Source organism: Campylobacter sp. 10_1_50 (assembly GCF_000238755.1).
Taxonomy (GTDB): Bacteria; Campylobacterota; Campylobacteria; order Campylobacterales; family Campylobacteraceae; genus Campylobacter_A; species Campylobacter_A concisus_R.
The window spans coordinates 447,702-463,458 of the sequence record NZ_JH414888.1 but is presented as its reverse complement, the minus strand read 5'-3'; the positions used below and the strand labels follow the sequence as shown (position 1 = coordinate 463,458).

The window sequence follows — 15,757 nt, the reverse complement described above, 5'->3', positions numbered from 1 at the left end:
AATGGAGCAAAAAGAGCAAAGTTTTGAAGAAAAATTAGCCCTTGCTGATAAAATTTTAAACGATCTAAACAAAGATGATGTGAGCTTAGAAAACAGCATAAAGCTGCACGAGCAGGGCAAAAAGCTCTTAAACGAGGCAAGAGAAATTTTAGAAAACGCAAAACTTAGCATAAAGCAGGTGGATGATGAGTAAAATTTGCGCCCTTCAGCTACCAACGCAGCCCTTAAGCGAGGCGAGGCTTGATTATTACCTTAAAATTTGCGCGGATGAAAACGCAAGGCTGGTTGTCCTTGGCGAATACGTGCTAAATAGCTTTTTTAAAGAGCTTGCCAGCATGCCAAAAAGCCTCATAAAAGAGCAGAGCGAGCGCAAAAAAGAGGCACTCTTTGCGATGGCAAAAAAGTATGATCTAAACATCATCGCACCTATCATAAATTTAAAAGGCAAGGAGATATTTAAAAGCCTAGCTAAATTTAGCCCAACGCAAGTAAAGCTATACGACCAGCAAATTCTCATGCCTTACGCGCACTGGAACGAGGCGAAGTTTTTTAGCAACGCAAGTGAAGAGCTAAATTTACCCATCTTTACATACGATAAATTTAAGGTTGGTATCATGTTTGGCTTCGAGGCGCACTTTGACGTGTGCTGGGCGTATATGAGCGCTAAAAAGGTCGATATCGTGCTTGTGCCAACGGCTTGCACGTTTTTTTCTCAGGCGCGCTGGGAGGAGCTTTTAAAGGTTAGAGCCTTTACAAACAACGTTTATGTGCTTCGCGTAAATCGCGTGGGAAGCCACAAGAGCGAGGATGAGCAGTGGAGTTTTTACGGCGACTCGATGCTCATTAGCCCATTTGGCGAGGTTAAGAACAGGCTTGGCAAAAATGAAGAGATGATGATCGATGAGCTTAGTAAAAAGGAGCTTAGCGAGGCTAGAAGCACCTGGGGCTTTATGCAGATAGAGGCTAAATTTAAAAGATGAAGCGCTGCGCCTGGGCCAAAAAGAGCGAGTTTAGCAGGAGCTATCACGACTATGAGTGGGGCAGGGCGGTCAAAGATGATAATAAATTCTTTGAAATGCTCATTTTAGAGGGCTTTCAAGCTGGCCTTAGCTGGGACTACGTGCTACGAAAAAGAGCTGGGCTTGCTCAAATTTTAGATGGCTTTGACGCAAAAAAGATCGCAGATTATGATGAAAAGAAGCTTCAAAGCCTTTTAAGCGATGATAGAGCGATTAAAAACCGCCTTAAAATTTACTCTCTGCCAAAAAATGCCAAGGCTTTTTTAGGACTTTGCGCCGAGTTTGGCTCGTTTTATAACTACATCTATAAATTTACAAATGGCAAGCGCGTGATAAATGACATAAAAAGCGCCAAAGATATGCCAACAAGTAGCGAGCTCTCTAAGCGCATCTCAAAAGATATGAAAAAGCGTGGCTTTAAATTTGTAGGCGCCGTGATCATCTACTCGTTTTTGCAAGGCGTTGGCGTCATCGATGATCACGAAAATGAGTGCTTTTGTAAAGGCAAAATTTAAGCTCGCCGCAACTGTAATCTTAATGTAAAATAAATAATTTTAAGTAATCTTTATCATAAATAATCCTATAATTTTAGTAATCACAATGGGTTTGAACAAAGGTGTAAATTTAAAATTTACAGGCTTAGGCGTAATACTAAAAATGAGACGCTATGAGTAAAGTTTCTAGACGTGATTTCATAAAATTTGGTGCTGTTTCGGCTCTTGCTGCAAGCGGAGTTTATGCGAGCGATATGCCAGTCTTCAGAGATAAAGATGTCAAATTTGACGAGGAGTGGGACGTTGTGGTTATCGGCAGTGGCTTTGCAGGCCTTGCAGCTGGTATCAAGGCAAATGAGCGCGGCAACAAGGTGCTTATCCTAGAAAAAATGGGACGCGTTGGTGGCAACTCTGTAATAAATGGCGGAATTTTTGCCGTGCCAAACAGCGAACTTCAAAAGAAAAATGGAGTCAAAGACTCAAAAGAAATTTTCATCTCAGACTGCGTAAAAGCTGGCCTCGGGCTAAACCACGTAGATCAGCTCGCCATACTGGCTGATCGCGCAGTTGATACATTTAACTTCACCGTAAAACACGGCGCAAAATACCTAGACAAGCTACTTCTTGAGGGCGGTCACAGCGTGCCAAGAACATACTACACCTCAAATACAAGCGGCTCTGGCATAGTTCAGCCTCTAGCTGAGACATTTAAAAATTTACAAGGCTGCGAGCTAAGAACAAGGTGCAAATTTGATGAGTTTGTGACTGATGAAAATGGCGCAATAGTAGGCGTTGCAGTGCGAAATGACTATAAATTTGATAAAAATCTATTTAGCGATGACAAAGAGAACAAAAGCGGCGAGCGTAAATTTATAAAGGCTAAAAAAGGCGTCGTGCTAGCAAGCGGCGGCTTTTGTAGCGATAAATTTTTTAGAAAGCTTCAAGACCCGCGCGCAGTGCCTGAATTTGACACCACAAACCACCCAGGCGCAACAGCAGGTGCTTTGATCTCAGCCCTAAAAATAGGCGCTTTACCTGTTCAAATCGGCTGGATACAATACATCCCATATAAATGCCCTGACGAAAAAGGCAACGGCATCACAAGTAAATTTGCCTCACAAGCTGCCTTTAGATACGGCATCTTAGTCGATCCAAAGACCGGCAAACGCTATATGAACGAGCTTGCTGACCGCAAGATAAGAGCTGATGCGATGTTTAGGATAATTGATGCTAAAAACGACAGCTATCCTATAAATTTATGTGACTCAGTAGCTGCTGCAAAGCTAGTCGAGAGCGACCTTGCAAATCCTATGAAAAACGGCGTCATAATGAAATTTGACACGCTAGCAGACCTTGCTAAATACTACAAAATGCCAGCTGGCGAGCTAGAAAAAACGGTTGAAAGATACAACGAATTTGTTAAAAATGGCAAGGATGAGGATTTTGACAAGCCTATCAAGCTAACTGATGGCATCACCATCTCACAAGCTCCATTTTACGCTATGCGTGGCGCTCCAAAGCTTCACCACACAATGGGCGGCGTAAAGATCAACACCAAAGCTCAGGTGCTAAACATCGACGATGAGCCGATCAAGGGACTTTACGCTGCTGGCGAGGTCACTGGTGGCACGCACGGAGCTAGCAGACTTGGTAGTTGAGCGATACTTGACTGCTTGACATTTGGCATGATAGCTGGGGAGAATATCTAAATTTACTCGTGTTAAATTTGGAGGCAGTTTGTTTTGTCGTTGGCTTAGGCAGGCAATGCTAGCCTCCAAATTTATCGGTGCAGAGTTTAAAATTTTGTTTTTTATTAGTAAATTTAAAAACTTTCATTCGCTCACAAGAATTGACTACTAAATTTTGGCTTCGCTTACAGCTTAGCTCAAAATTTAGAGCCGAAATTGCTCGCTCATGAAATTTTAAAATTTACAAATCACTAAACCTGTGTGAAGCACAGCAATCTCTAACGTGCGAGGGGTTTTTGCTCGGGCTTCGACCCGTAACTGCAAGCAGACGGGGGATTTAAAAAAATGATAATTTTATTTCGGAGTGAAATTTGAAACGAAGTGACGTTGAAAAATATATAAAAGAGAAATTTGACATTTTAGGGGAGCAAATTTTCCCAAAATATCCAAAATTTAGTGTATTTCGTCACAAGAATAACAAGAAGTGGTTTGCGCTGCTTATGCAGCTAAGCGCTAGCAAGCTTGGTCTTGAAAGTGACGAGATGATCGAGGTTTTAAATCTAAAATGTAGCCCAGATCTAGCCATGGTGCTAGTTGATGAGAGGCAAATTTTTAAAGCCTATCACATGAATAAAAAGCACTGGATAAGCATAAATTTAAACTCCAAAATCTCACAAAAAACCGTTTTTAACCTGATAGAAGAGAGCTTTAGCTTAAGCAAATAAAAGCCATTTTTCAGCCTTAAATTTAGTAGTTTTTGTTAAAATCACGAAAAACTTAAGGATAAAATTTGCAAGAGCTAAACAACGAGATCAGAAAAGTCCATTTCATAGGCATCGGCGGCATCGGCATCTCAGCCATCGCTAGATTTTTACACGAAAAAGGCCATAAGATAAGCGGTAGCGACATCAAAGAGAGCAAGACGACGCTTGAACTTCAAAATGAGGGCATCGAGGTCATCACGCCACACTGCAAAGAGGCGATAAAAGATCAAGACTTTGTGGTCTATTCAGCTGCGATAAAAGAGGACAACATCGAGCTAGTGGAGGCTAGAAGAAAGGGCATAAAGTGCTTTTCAAGAAAAGAAATTTTGCCCTATGTGCTTGAAGATAAGTGCGTTTTCGCAGTAGCTGGCGCGCATGGCAAGAGCACGACTTCGGCGATGTTAGCAAGCCTAATAGAAGGCTCAGTCATCATCGGCGCCATATCAAAGCAGTTTGGCTCAAATATGCGCTACGCCAAAAGCGATAACGTCGTATTTGAGGCCGATGAGAGTGACTCAAGCTTTCTAAACTCAAACCCATATCTAGCCATCGTCACAAACGCAGAGCCAGAGCATATGGAGCACTATGATTATGATCTAGCTAAATTTTACGCAGCTTACAAGGGCTTTTTGGAGCGCGCGAAGGTTAGAGTGATAAACGCTGAGGATGAGTTTTTGAGCACTCTTAAGCTTGATGCGATCAGGCTTTATCCAAGCAGTGATATCACCGAGCTAACGATGGTTGTAAGAGACTATCAGCCATACACCAGCTTTAACCTTAAAAATTTAGGCAAATTTGAAGCCTTTGGCATGGGCGAGCACATCGCTATAGACGCATCTTTGGCTATCCTTGCTGCGATGCACGAGACGCCGCTTAAAGATATAAGAGAAAATTTATTAAATTTTAAAGGCATCAAAAAGCGTTTTGACATACTTAGCGCAAATAAAAATTTCGTCCTAATAGACGACTACGCGCACCATCCAACCGAGATAAAAGCGACGCTAAAATCAGTCTTTGAATACGCCAAAATTTTAGGTATAAACAGCGTCACAGCGATATTTCAGCCGCACCGCTACACAAGACTTAGCACAAATTTACCTGGCTTTAAAGAGTGCTTTAAGGGCGTTGATGAGCTTGTTATCTTGCCAGTTTATGCAGCAGGTGAAAATCCGATCGAAGTTGATATGAAGAGCGAATTTAGCGAGTATAACCCGATCTTTACAGATAAGGTCGAGAGGGTTGAAGAGGGGATAGAATTTACAGATGAATTTGGCGTGAAAAACCGCCTAAGTGACGGCATCGTAGTTGGTTTTGGAGCGGGCGATATCAGCGTGCAATTAAGAGGCGGATATTAATGGATCTAAGCAACTTTAAGCCCCAAGATGAAAATGAAATTTTAAAAGAGATAAAAGAAAAAGAGCTTAGCGAAGATGAAATTTCAAGCCTTATAAATTTAGGCAAAAAAGATATCTTGATCGCGCTTGCAAGGTCGCAAAAGCTAAATAGTGCCCAAATAAAAGATATGCTGCCAAATGCCCCCTATCTAGCTGTTTGCTTGCTAGTTGAAAAGCAAGATATCAGCGAGGTTAGGGCTGAAATTTTAGAAAAGATCAAGCCTCATGCCGAGCTTTACAAAGAGCTCATCGCAAAGTATAAAGGCGTGAAATGGTAAGAAATTTGATAATAATCGCCGGTGTGATGCTACTTTTTGGAGCGATTTGGGCGATAAAAGATGAAAAGATTAGCAAAGGCGTTAAAGCGCTTGTTAGCGCAGTGCTTGTAGCGATCCTTGTTTGTGTCTATTTTTACGAAGAGAATTTATCAAAAAACGAGGACGCTATCTCAAAACTAGTTAGCGATTTTAAACAGGGCAAAACACTAAAATGTGGCGAATACAACGTGAGCGCTGAGAAATTTAACTACGAATTTGGCACGGCGTCATTTTTGCCAAAGCGAGAATTTAGCGATCTTTCAGGCGTCATCGTGCCTATAAAAAGTTGCGAGCAATGACTGAAGAGATATTTTTAAAGCTCGATCTAGGCGAGTATCTGGATAAATTTAACTCCTTTTTAGCAAGGCAAAAACCGCTATTTTTACAAGGCGACAGCAAAATCCACTTTGAAAACATTAGCGAGCTTTCAAAGTATGATTTTAAGGCGCCTGATGAGATAAAAGAGCTTGATGACGCACTCATGAGACTTAGCAAGCAAGCAGTACTTCACATCAGTGAAATTTACGAGTTTGCAAAGATCATTAAGTATTTTTCATATCTAAAAAAGCAAAAATTTGAAGGTAGGCTTGGCGAGTGGATCGCAAAGGTTGAAATCCCTGAAGCGATGAGCCAGATGGCAAATAGCTTTGATGAAAACGGCGAGTTTAGCGACAGCGTGGATGAGAGATTTTATGCGATAAAGCAGGCATTTAGCGAGAAAAAGCGCCAGATCGACGCTGAACTTAAAAAGCTCATCTACTCAAAGCACATCACGCCCTATCTTGTAGATACCCAGACGCACTACATCAACTCGCAAGAGGCTCTTTTGGTGCGTGGCGGCTTTAATCACGCCCTAAAAGGCACCGTGATCGCTAGAAGCTCGGGCGGCTACTTCTACGTCGCACCTGCAAGCACCGAGCGCCTAAAAAAGGAGCAAAGCGAGCTACTTGATAAAAAAGAGGAGATTATTTTTGAGCACTGCAAGAAATTTAGCTTGCAAATGAGCAAGAGCCTGCTTTTTTTGAAATTTATAAATAACGCTTTTGATCAGTTTGACGCATATCAGGCTCGTGTAAATTTGGCTAGATCACGTGACTATGAGTTTGTTTTGCCAAATAGCTCGCATGTTATCAAGCTTGAGAAATTTGCCCATCCAGCGCTTAAAAACCCAAAGAGCGTGAGCGTGGATTTTAGCAAAAAAGTGCTTTTAATAACCGGCGTAAATGCTGGCGGTAAGTCGATGCTTTTAAAATCAATCATCTCAGCCACGCTGCTTGCAAAGTATCTGCTACCTATGCGTATCGACGCAAACCGCTCAAGCATCGGCTCTTTTAAAGAATTTGACGCGATCATCGAAGATCCGCAAAGCGTGAAAAACGACATCTCGACCTTTGCTGGCAGGATGGTGCATTTTGCAAGGCTTTTTACTAAAAAATCGATCATCATCGGCATTGACGAGATCGAGCTTGGCACCGACTTTGAGGAGGCTGCGAGCTTGTATGGCGTCATGATAGAGCGCCTCATCACTCAAGATATCAAAATGATCATCACGACCCACCACAAGCGCCTTGCGATGTTGCTAGCTAAAAACAAAGAGGTTGAGCTAGTGGCGGCACTTTACGACGAGGCGGCTCAAAGGCCTAAATTTGAGTTTTTAAAAGGCACGATCGGCAAGTCTTATGCCTTTGAAACTGCGGCAAGATACGGCATATCTCAAAATTTAGTGGCGCAGGCAAAGAAAATTTATGGCGAAGATAAAGAGAATTTAAACGAGATCATCACAAAGACGCTAAATTTACAAACCAAGCTTGATGAGGGGATAAAAGAGGTCACGGCAAAAGAGGAGCGGCTGGAGCGCTTGCTTGAGGAGCAAAAAGAGCTAAAAGAGAAAAATGAGATCAAGCTAAATGCGACTATTTCGCGCCTTGAAAAAGAGTATTTTGACGCGATAAATGCGGCAAAAGCTGTTATAAATTTCAAGGACATTAAAGACAAGCAAAGGGCGCTAAACGTGGCAAATGAGAAAAAAGCTACCATCGTTAAGCCTAAAAAAACTGAGCGTGAGAGCCTAAAAGTAGGCGATAGAGTGAAATATGAAAATATCAAAGGCACGGTTTTAAGCATCTCTAAAAATGACGCGATGATCGAGTCAAATGGCATAAATTTGCGCGTGCCACTTGAGCTTTTAAGAAAAAATGGCAACGAAGTAATCTTGCCTAAAAAAGGTGGCGTAAGTTTAAGCGTAGATAAGCCAAAAACGGCCTCGCTCTCGCTTGATCTACACGGCATGAGAGCTGACGAGGCGATAGCAAAGCTTGATAAATTTATCTCAGATAGTCTTGTTATGGGGTTTGACGAGGTTAGCGTATTTCACGGCATCGGCACTGGCAAGCTCGCCTTTGCTGTTAAAAATTTCTTAAAAGAGCATCCAAGCGTGAAAGAATTTCACGATGCACCGGCAAATCAAGGCGGATACGGTGCAAAGATCGTTAAGCTTTAATTTAAAGCAAAAGTTAAATTTTATTTAATGGTAGTTATAATTTGAAAGCCTTAGCCATAGGAAAGGGAGTTTAATTTTATGTCTGAAGATTTACAAAAAAAAAGTATAAACAATGTCAAAATTATTGCTATTGTTATGTTTGTATTATTTTCATTCTTTGTGATTGAAAATTTGGTTGTTTTTTATTTTAAATATAATAGTGCTATTACCTCTAGTGGCTATGATATTAGAAAAAGGACAGAATATTTAACATATCAGTTTGTAAATTACTTTAAAAATGTCAGTAATTTAAATGTTGCAAATTTTCAAAATTATATAAATAATAGTGCCATTGGAAATGTAGCCTTACTAAAAGACAATGATAAAAATGGTTTTAAAATCGTGGCAGCTTCGGATGCAAGATTAGTCGGAAAAGACTATGATGATAAGGAATGTGGAGATATATATTCGCATGATTTTCAAAAAGATTATTTCTTAGCTGAAATATTACCTGAAAATAGTGCAAAAGTTTGTATGTTTGTGCCTATAAAAGACTATATTTTAGGCTTTAAGGCAAATATTAATCAAAGAATTATTGGTTTTAGTGATAGGTACTTTTATCAGTGGTTTTTTCAAAATATGTATATAACATTTTTTATAAGTTTTGCTGGGTTAATTATCGGCCTTATCGTAAGTTCTTTATTTATTATCAAGTATAAAAGAATTGTATTCGACTATGATAAATTAAAAAAAGATAGTATTGAAAAGATAGCTGATTTAAGTGAGAAACTATATATTGATCCGATGACAGGACTTTTAAATAAAGCTGCACTCACGAGAGATGTAAATGAGTATAAATATCCAAAAGTGATACTTATGGATATCGATGATTTTGGCAAGATGAACGACTACTACGGCAAATACGTATGCGATCAGATCTTAAAACAGATGGCAAATCTCATTAAAGAATTTGCAAAAAATGAGAATATGAAGGCTTATTGTATCGAGGCGGACAGATTTGCTTTGGTCGAAGATAATAACGACTTTATCGACAGATACGAGGAGTTAGCTGAAAATTTACTAGATATCTTTAAAGGCAGGATGCTTAGCATAAAAGATGAAAATGGCGTAGAGGTCGATGATATAGAAATTCACAACACCATAGGCTTTGCGCTTGATAGCGACCAGACCTTAAGAAAGGCGACCATCGCGTTAAAATCAGCTAAGACGCTTGATAAAGACTATGTTTGCTACTTTAAAGGGCTAAGTCAAAAAGATGAATACGCAAATCAGATCGAGCGCTCAAAGCTTATCCAAAACGCTACGATAAACGATAACATTGTGCCGTATTTTCAGCCGATATTTGACGAGAAAAAGATCCCTATAAAATATGAATGCTTAATAAGAATTTTAGATCGCGACGACGTTATCTCACCAAGCGTATTTTTGGATATATCAAAGCGTATCAAGCGTTATGCAGACCTTGAAAAACAGCTCATTAAAAAGTGCTTTGAGCACCTCACTGAAGATCCAAATTTGGTTCTTTCTATAAATTTAAGCAGCCGAGATATGATAGATGGCGACGTTAGCGCACTTGTTTTAAATTTACTAAATAAGCACAATGTCGCTGGCAGGATAGTTTTTGAGATAGTTGAAGACGAGGAGCTAAAGAGTGCTGAGCGCGTCTCAGTCTTTATCGAGCGAGTAAAGAGCATGGGCGCTATGATAGCGATCGACGACTTTGGCTCTGGCTACTCAAATTTCTCTTATATCATAAAGATCAAGCCAGACTACGTGAAGATCGATGGCTCTATCATCAAAGACATCGATATCAATAAAGACTCATACGCCATCGCAAGCGCGATCGTGGCATTTGCAAAGGATCTTGGCATAAAAACGATCGCAGAGTATGTTCGTTCTAAAGAAATCTTTAACGTCTGTAAGGAGATAGGCATCGACGAATTCCAGGGATTTTACTTGGGAATTCCTTCTAAAAAGGCGTTTTAGTGGTAGTTGGCTTTTTAAAAGAGCTTTTAAGCTTTCGCTCTATCACGCCAGATGATGCAGGCAGCTTGGAGTTTATCGCTAAATTTTTGCCTGATTTTGAGGCTAAATTTATAGAAAAAAATGGCACAAAAAATCTCATACTTTCTAAAATTTATGGAGACGGCGAACATCTAGCCTTTGCAGGACACGTTGATGTCGTGCCACCAGGTGATGGCTGGGATAGCGAGCCATTTACCCCACTTGAAAAAGATGGCTACATCTACGCAAGGGGTGCTCAGGATATGAAAAGTGGCGTGGCTGCCTTTGTTTGCGCTGCTAAAGAGGCTAAATTTGATGGCAAACTAAGCCTCATCTTAACAAGTGACGAAGAGGGTGATGGCACTTACGGCACGCCTTTGGCACTTGAATATCTGCGTGAGGTAGGTGATCTGCCAAAATTTTGCGTCGTGGCTGAGCCAACTTGTGATAAGAAATTTGGCGATAGCATAAAGGTTGGCAGACGTGGCTCAATAAATGGTAAGATCGTGATAAAAGGCGTTCAAGGCCACGTGGCATACCCAGAAAAATGCGTAAATCCAGTAAATTTAATAGCTCCACTTTTAAGTAAGATAGCTGACCATGATATGGACGGAGGGAGCGAGTTTTTTAGCCCAAGCAAGATCGTGGTGACGGACATTCGTGGTGGCATGCAGGTTTGCAACGTCACGCCAAGTGAGCTTAGCATAATGTTTAACGTTAGAAACTCAAATTTAACCGATGTAAATGACGTTGAGAGCTATCTTAGAAGCGTTTTAGATGGGCTTAGCTACGAGCTTAGTATAAAGCAAAGCTCGAATAGATTTTTAACCAACAAAGATAGCAAGATCGTAAGAAATTTAATGGCATCTGTCACAAAGATCACCGGCGTTACGCCACTTTTAAATACAAAGGGCGGCACGAGCGATGCAAGGCACTTTGCTGAATTTGGCGTAGATGCGATAGAATTTGGCGTCATAAACGACCGCATACACGCCAAAAACGAACGAGTTAGCGTTGATGAAATAAATAAACTTTATGAAGTTTTTAAAGATTTGATAGAAAATTTTCACTAATCTCATTTGTCGTCAAATAGTTAAATTTAATCGTCATCGCTGGCGTCTTTGTTGGACGAGCTTTAAGAAAAATGCTACATTTTGCCTGAGAGCAAAACTGCTTCATTATATAGACCGCGCTTATTACCGCAATCACCGCTAAAATGGTGATCGTTATTATTAGAAGCGTCTGTTTGTCAGGATTTGAGCCTAGAAAGTAGCAAACTCGAAGCAAAACAGCATACCAAGCCCTAGCATTAAGCGTGGTAAGTAGGTAAAATTTAAAAATATTCATCTTAGCAAGTGCAGCTGGCAGGCTGATATACTACGAATTTCAAAGATAAGGCGCGAGTTGAGGGTTGAAATTTCGCCGTGTTTATTAAAAAATGTCTCAAATTTATCTATCTTTTCGTGAGTTATACCTAGAAATTTGTCGTATTCTAAGATGATCTTGCGCCCAAAAAAGTAGCAAAGACACCGCAAAGGCTATCGGGTTTTTGCCACTGATCATCGCTATTTTGCTTTTACTAGCACTTATCTTTGGTCTAAAACTTGGCGAAAATGGCGCATTTATGCAAAGAAGTAAATTTTGCTCAGTGGGAGCTATCAGTAAAATTTTCGAGCGTGACTTTTGATGTTTTATGGCATCGTCTCTATCGTCCTTTTTGCAAGCATCACAAATTTAGTGCTAAATCAATACAAATTTGGCTTTGAGGCTCAGCTCCTTTTGTTTTAGGCATGGGCGCAGGTGCTGCGATAAGTCATAACTTCGTGCTTGAAAGCTCAGGAGCTGGCATCACACTTTTTGCTCCTTAAGCTGTAGTAGCCCTTACATCTACGCTATTTACGTTGAATTTTTTACCAAAAAAGCTTAATTAAATTTGGCTGCTTTTGCAGGTTTTTGCTTATAAAGTTTGAAGTTAAATTTTGGAGAAATTTAGCCACCAAAGTGGCTAAATTTGAAGTTATCTTAGGATTTGAATTTTTGCTTTTGCGCGGAGTTTTTCGAAGTAATCACTCATTAATTTTTCTTGCTCGCCTTGGTAAAGCTCGTTTATAACGTTATCTTTTACATCAGCAAAGCTTGGTGTGTATGAGCCGATCTTCTCTTTTACTAAAAACATATCAAAGCTATCAGGTCCTTGCAAAGGCTGTGTGTAGTCGCCGTTATTTGTGCTTGAGATGATCGCAGCAAGTCTTGGATCTATGCTTTGATAGTCTAAACTCACCTCTTGTGTTTGCACGCCGTCTAGTAGCTTCGGACTTGTCTTTTGAGCTTCAAGCAGATCAGGGTCTTTTGCTCTATAAACTACGACTCTAGCGGTGCTAAAGACCTTAAATTTATCAGGATTAGCGTCAAAATACGCCTTTGCTTTTTGCTCATTTATGTTTTTGCCAGCCTCAGCAGCTATGCTTTTATAAAGTTTTTCTTGAAGCATCTTGTGCTCTAGGTTGTTTTTAAAGTCCAAAAAGTCCATACCTTGAGCTTGGATAGAGTTTCTAAACTGCGAATTTGTCATGCCATTTTGCTTTGCGATCGCCTCGATCCTGTCGTTTAGCTCAAAAGGCGTAACGCTTAAATTTAAGTTTTTTATCTGCGCATCTTCAAGTCTATCTCTGATAAGCAAATTTAAAGCGTCCTGCTCTGTTGTCTTTAGCTGTTCCTTCAAGCTATAAACCTCGTAAAGCGTGATAGGCTCGTTCTCCACGATAGCTGCAATGCCGTTTATCATCTGAGCTGAATATAAATTTAAGGCACTTAACACGCCAGCAGCCAAAAAGAGCAATTTTTTCATAATGAAACCTTTATTTAAGTATTTAGTAAATATAATTTTGGGCAATTATAACATAAAAATAAGGCACAAAATGATAGTTACTAGATTTGCTCCGTCGCCTACTGGATACCTACATATAGGCGGACTTAGGACAGCTCTTTATAATTATTTATACGCAAGAGCTAACAATGGAAAATTTCTGCTCCGCATCGAAGATACTGACTTAAAACGAAACTCAGAAGAAGCCACGCAGGCCATAAAAGAGGCATTTGCTTGGTGCAAGCTAGATCACGACGGCGAAGTGACCTATCAGTCAAAGAGATTTGATCTTTACAAAGAGTACGTTAAAAAGCTACTTGATGAGGGCAAAGCCTACAAATGCTACATGAGCAAAGAGGAGCTTGAAGAGCTTAGAGCTAGCCAAGAGGCTAGAAAAGAGCGCCCAAAATATGATAATAGATATAGAGATTTTACTGGCACGCCTCCAGCTGGCATCGAGCCAGTCATCCGTATAAAAGCCCCGCTTAGCGGCGAGATCGTCATACATGATGGCATAAAGGGTGAGGTTAAATTTAAGGTTGAAGATATCTTGGATGACTTTATCATCGCAAGAAGCGACGGCACGCCAACATATAACTTCACGGTTGTGATAGACGATGCGCTAATGGGCGTAACTGACGTTATCCGCGGTGATGACCACCTCTCAAATACCCCAAAACAGATCGTTCTTTACGAGGCGCTTGGCTTTAAGGTGCCAAAATTTTATCACGTCGCTATGATAAATGGCGAGGATGGCAAAAAGCTTAGCAAAAGGCATGGCGCGACTGACGTTATGGAGTATAAAAAGATGGGCTATTTGCCTGAAGCACTCTTAAATTTTCTCGTTCGTCTTGGCTGGAGCCACGGCGATGATGAGATTTTTACTATTGAAGATATGCTTAAATACTTTAATCCAAACGACATCAATAAAAGCTCAAGCACTTACAACGCTCAAAAGCTTGACTGGCTAAATTCTCACTACATTAAGACCCTGCCTTACGAGAGGCTAGCGCACGATATGCTTGAGTTTGGAGTTGATTTTAAGGCTTTGGTAAAAGGCGAGCTACTGCTAAATTCGCTCCGCGAGAGATCAAAGACACTAATAGAAATGGCAAATAGCGCAAACGCGATAATCAACGCTCCAAAAAGCTACGATGAGAAAGCTTGGGCTAAATTTATAAATGAAAATAGCAAAGAAATTTTGGCGAAATTTGCTCAAATTTTAGACCGTGACCTCGACGTGAAGGGCTATGAGGAGCTAACTAATAAATTTTTAGAGCAAAATGGCTTAAAACTAAAAGACCTAGCTCAGGCTCTAAGGATAGCGCTAACTGGCTCAAGCGTGAGCCCAAGTATATTTGAAGTGCTTGAAGTAGTAGGCAGTAGCGAGACGAAAAATAGAATACAAAATTTATTAAAGGAAGAAAAATGACACATGTAACTAAAGAAGAAGCACTAAACTACCACATAGGCGGTAAGATCGAGATAAAGGTAAAGACGCCTTGCGAGACGTCAAGAGACCTTTCAATGGCCTATACGCCTGGCGTTGCAGAGCCTTGCAAAGAGATAGAAGCTGATAATGAACTAGCTTATAAATATACAAATAAAGCAAATCTAGTAGCCGTTATCACTGACGGCACGGCTGTTCTTGGACTTGGAGACATCGGTGCTATCGCTGGTAAGCCAGTTATGGAAGGAAAATCAGTTTTATTTAAAAAATTTGCAAATGTTGATGCCTTTGACATCGAGCTAGACGAGCATGATCCAGATAAGATCGTTGAGATTTGCAAGGCTCTTGCTCCAACATTTGGCGGTATAAATTTAGAAGATATCCGTGCTCCAAAGTGCTTTGAGATTGAGCGCAAGCTTCAAGAAGCGGTTGATATCCCAGTCATGCATGACGATCAGCACGGCACAGCGATGATAACAAGTGCTGGCATGATAAATGCGATGGAAATTTCTGGCAAAGATATATCTAAGATAAAAATCGTAGTTAGCGGCGCAGGTGCGGCTGGTATTGCGTGCGCGAAGATGTATAAAGCGCTTGGTGCAAAACACATCGTGATGATAGATAGTAAAGGCGTAATCCACTCAAAAAGAACAGATCTAACACCTGAAAAGGTAGAGTTCGCGCTTGAGACTGAGGATAGAACTCTAGCTGATGCGATGAGGGGTGCTGATATGTTTTTAGGTCTTTCTAAGCCTGGTGTGCTTACAAAAGAGATGGTTGCTTCAATGAATAAAGAGCCTATCATCTTTGCTTTGGCAAACCCAGTGCCTGAAATTTATCCAGAGGACGTTGAGGCTGTAAGAAGTGACGTAATGATGGGTACAGGCAGAAGCGACTATCCTAACCAAGTAAATAATGTTTTGGGCTTTCCTTTTATCTTTAGAGGAGCGCTTGATGTTAGGGCTAAAAAGATCACTGAAAATATGAAAATGGCTGCAGCTAAAGCGCTTGCACAGCTTGCAAAAGAGCCAGTGCCAGCTGAAGTTTTAAAAGCAAGTGGCGTTAGCGAGCTAAAATTTGGCAAAGAGTACATCATCCCAAAACCATTTGACAAGCGCGTGCTAACAGCGGTCGCTCCAGCAGTTGCAAAAGCTGCAGTTGAAGATGGCGTAGCGAGAGTAAAAGATTTTGATGTTGAGGCTTACAAAGCCAAACTTGCAAAAGGTTTTTAATCAAATTTAGCCCAAATTTTGGGCTAAAT

The 15,757-nt window shown here is 40.6% G+C and carries 17 protein-coding genes; 14 read left to right on the top strand and 3 right to left on the bottom strand.

Annotation, left to right across the window (positions count from 1 at the left end):
* The first annotated feature begins 1 nt into the window (after position 1).
* The 11 genes from xseB to dapE all read left to right on the top strand — a co-directional run bounded on the left by xseB (position 2) and on the right by dapE (position 11,253).
* The gene (gene xseB, locus HMPREF1019_RS06590) at positions 2–193 is read left to right on the top strand and encodes an exodeoxyribonuclease VII small subunit (RefSeq protein WP_004317712.1); all 192 of its coding nucleotides are present in this window, start codon (positions 2–4) and stop codon (positions 191–193) included.
* On the top strand, positions 186–980 hold the full coding sequence (locus tag HMPREF1019_RS06585) for a carbon-nitrogen hydrolase family protein (RefSeq protein WP_009294927.1): 795 nt from the start codon (positions 186–188) through the stop codon (positions 978–980). Before xseB ends, HMPREF1019_RS06585 begins: the two co-directional genes overlap by 8 nt.
* Positions 977–1,534: a DNA-3-methyladenine glycosylase I gene (locus tag HMPREF1019_RS06580; RefSeq protein WP_009294926.1), complete on the top strand. Its 558-nt coding sequence runs from the start codon at positions 977–979 to the stop codon at positions 1,532–1,534. Before HMPREF1019_RS06585 ends, HMPREF1019_RS06580 begins: the two co-directional genes overlap by 4 nt.
* Before the next feature lie 152 nt (positions 1,535–1,686).
* Positions 1,687–3,171, top strand: coding sequence for a flavocytochrome c (locus tag HMPREF1019_RS06575; protein WP_009294925.1), 1,485 nt, complete (start codon positions 1,687–1,689; stop codon positions 3,169–3,171).
* 401 nt (positions 3,172–3,572) lie between these two features.
* Entirely contained in the window at positions 3,573–3,926 is a 354-nt protein-coding gene (locus HMPREF1019_RS06570; protein WP_009294924.1) for an MmcQ/YjbR family DNA-binding protein, read from the top strand.
* Between the two features lie 86 nt (positions 3,927–4,012).
* Positions 4,013–5,320, top strand: a complete 1,308-nt coding sequence (gene murC, locus HMPREF1019_RS06565; protein ID WP_034901633.1) for a UDP-N-acetylmuramate--L-alanine ligase — start codon at positions 4,013–4,015, stop codon at positions 5,318–5,320.
* Positions 5,320–5,637: a hypothetical protein gene (locus tag HMPREF1019_RS06560; protein WP_009294922.1), complete on the top strand. Its 318-nt coding sequence runs from the start codon at positions 5,320–5,322 to the stop codon at positions 5,635–5,637. Before murC ends, HMPREF1019_RS06560 begins: the two co-directional genes overlap by 1 nt.
* Complete coding sequence (locus tag HMPREF1019_RS06555) at positions 5,631–5,975, top strand: hypothetical protein (protein WP_009294921.1); 345 nt, start codon at positions 5,631–5,633, stop codon at positions 5,973–5,975. The genes HMPREF1019_RS06560 and HMPREF1019_RS06555 overlap by 7 nt, the downstream gene beginning before the upstream one ends.
* A complete protein-coding gene (locus HMPREF1019_RS06550) occupies positions 5,972–8,176 on the top strand; it encodes an endonuclease MutS2 (protein ID WP_009294920.1) in 2,205 nt (734 codons plus the stop codon). The genes HMPREF1019_RS06555 and HMPREF1019_RS06550 overlap by 4 nt, the downstream gene beginning before the upstream one ends.
* 783 nt (positions 8,177–8,959) lie before the next feature.
* On the top strand, positions 8,960–10,162 hold the full coding sequence (locus HMPREF1019_RS10380; protein WP_232210177.1) for an EAL domain-containing protein: 1,203 nt from the start codon (positions 8,960–8,962) through the stop codon (positions 10,160–10,162).
* The gene (gene dapE, locus HMPREF1019_RS06540; RefSeq protein WP_009294918.1) at positions 10,162–11,253 is read left to right on the top strand and encodes a succinyl-diaminopimelate desuccinylase; all 1,092 of its coding nucleotides are present in this window, start codon (positions 10,162–10,164) and stop codon (positions 11,251–11,253) included. Before HMPREF1019_RS10380 ends, dapE begins: the two co-directional genes overlap by 1 nt.
* Here dapE and HMPREF1019_RS10375 read toward each other — a convergent pair.
* Complete coding sequence (locus HMPREF1019_RS10375; RefSeq protein ID WP_050805236.1) at positions 11,225–11,527, bottom strand: hypothetical protein; 303 nt, start codon at positions 11,525–11,527, stop codon at positions 11,225–11,227. The genes dapE and HMPREF1019_RS10375 overlap by 29 nt on opposite strands.
* Positions 11,524–11,715, bottom strand: coding sequence for a hypothetical protein (locus tag HMPREF1019_RS10370; RefSeq protein WP_232210176.1), 192 nt, complete (start codon positions 11,713–11,715; stop codon positions 11,524–11,526). The genes HMPREF1019_RS10375 and HMPREF1019_RS10370 overlap by 4 nt, the downstream gene beginning before the upstream one ends.
* 14 nt (positions 11,716–11,729) lie before the next feature.
* Here HMPREF1019_RS10370 and HMPREF1019_RS10655 point away from each other — a divergent pair, with 14 nt between their 5' ends.
* Positions 11,730–11,867 carry a hypothetical protein gene (locus HMPREF1019_RS10655; RefSeq protein ID WP_232210175.1) on the top strand — a complete coding sequence of 46 codons (138 nt, stop codon included), beginning with the start codon at positions 11,730–11,732 and terminating at the stop codon, positions 11,865–11,867.
* 330 nt (positions 11,868–12,197) lie between these two features.
* Here the strand turns inward: HMPREF1019_RS10655 and HMPREF1019_RS06525 are convergent, their stop codons facing one another.
* Positions 12,198–13,028, bottom strand: a complete 831-nt coding sequence (locus HMPREF1019_RS06525) for a peptidylprolyl isomerase (RefSeq protein WP_004317652.1) — start codon at positions 13,026–13,028, stop codon at positions 12,198–12,200.
* Between the two features lie 70 nt (positions 13,029–13,098).
* Here HMPREF1019_RS06525 and gltX point away from each other — a divergent pair, with 70 nt between their 5' ends.
* On the top strand, positions 13,099–14,478 hold the full coding sequence (gltX, locus tag HMPREF1019_RS06520) for a glutamate--tRNA ligase (RefSeq protein ID WP_009294917.1): 1,380 nt from the start codon (positions 13,099–13,101) through the stop codon (positions 14,476–14,478).
* A complete protein-coding gene (locus HMPREF1019_RS06515) occupies positions 14,475–15,728 on the top strand; it encodes a malic enzyme-like NAD(P)-binding protein (RefSeq protein ID WP_009294916.1) in 1,254 nt (417 codons plus the stop codon). The genes gltX and HMPREF1019_RS06515 overlap by 4 nt, the downstream gene beginning before the upstream one ends.
* Positions 15,729–15,757: the final 29 nt, after the last annotated feature.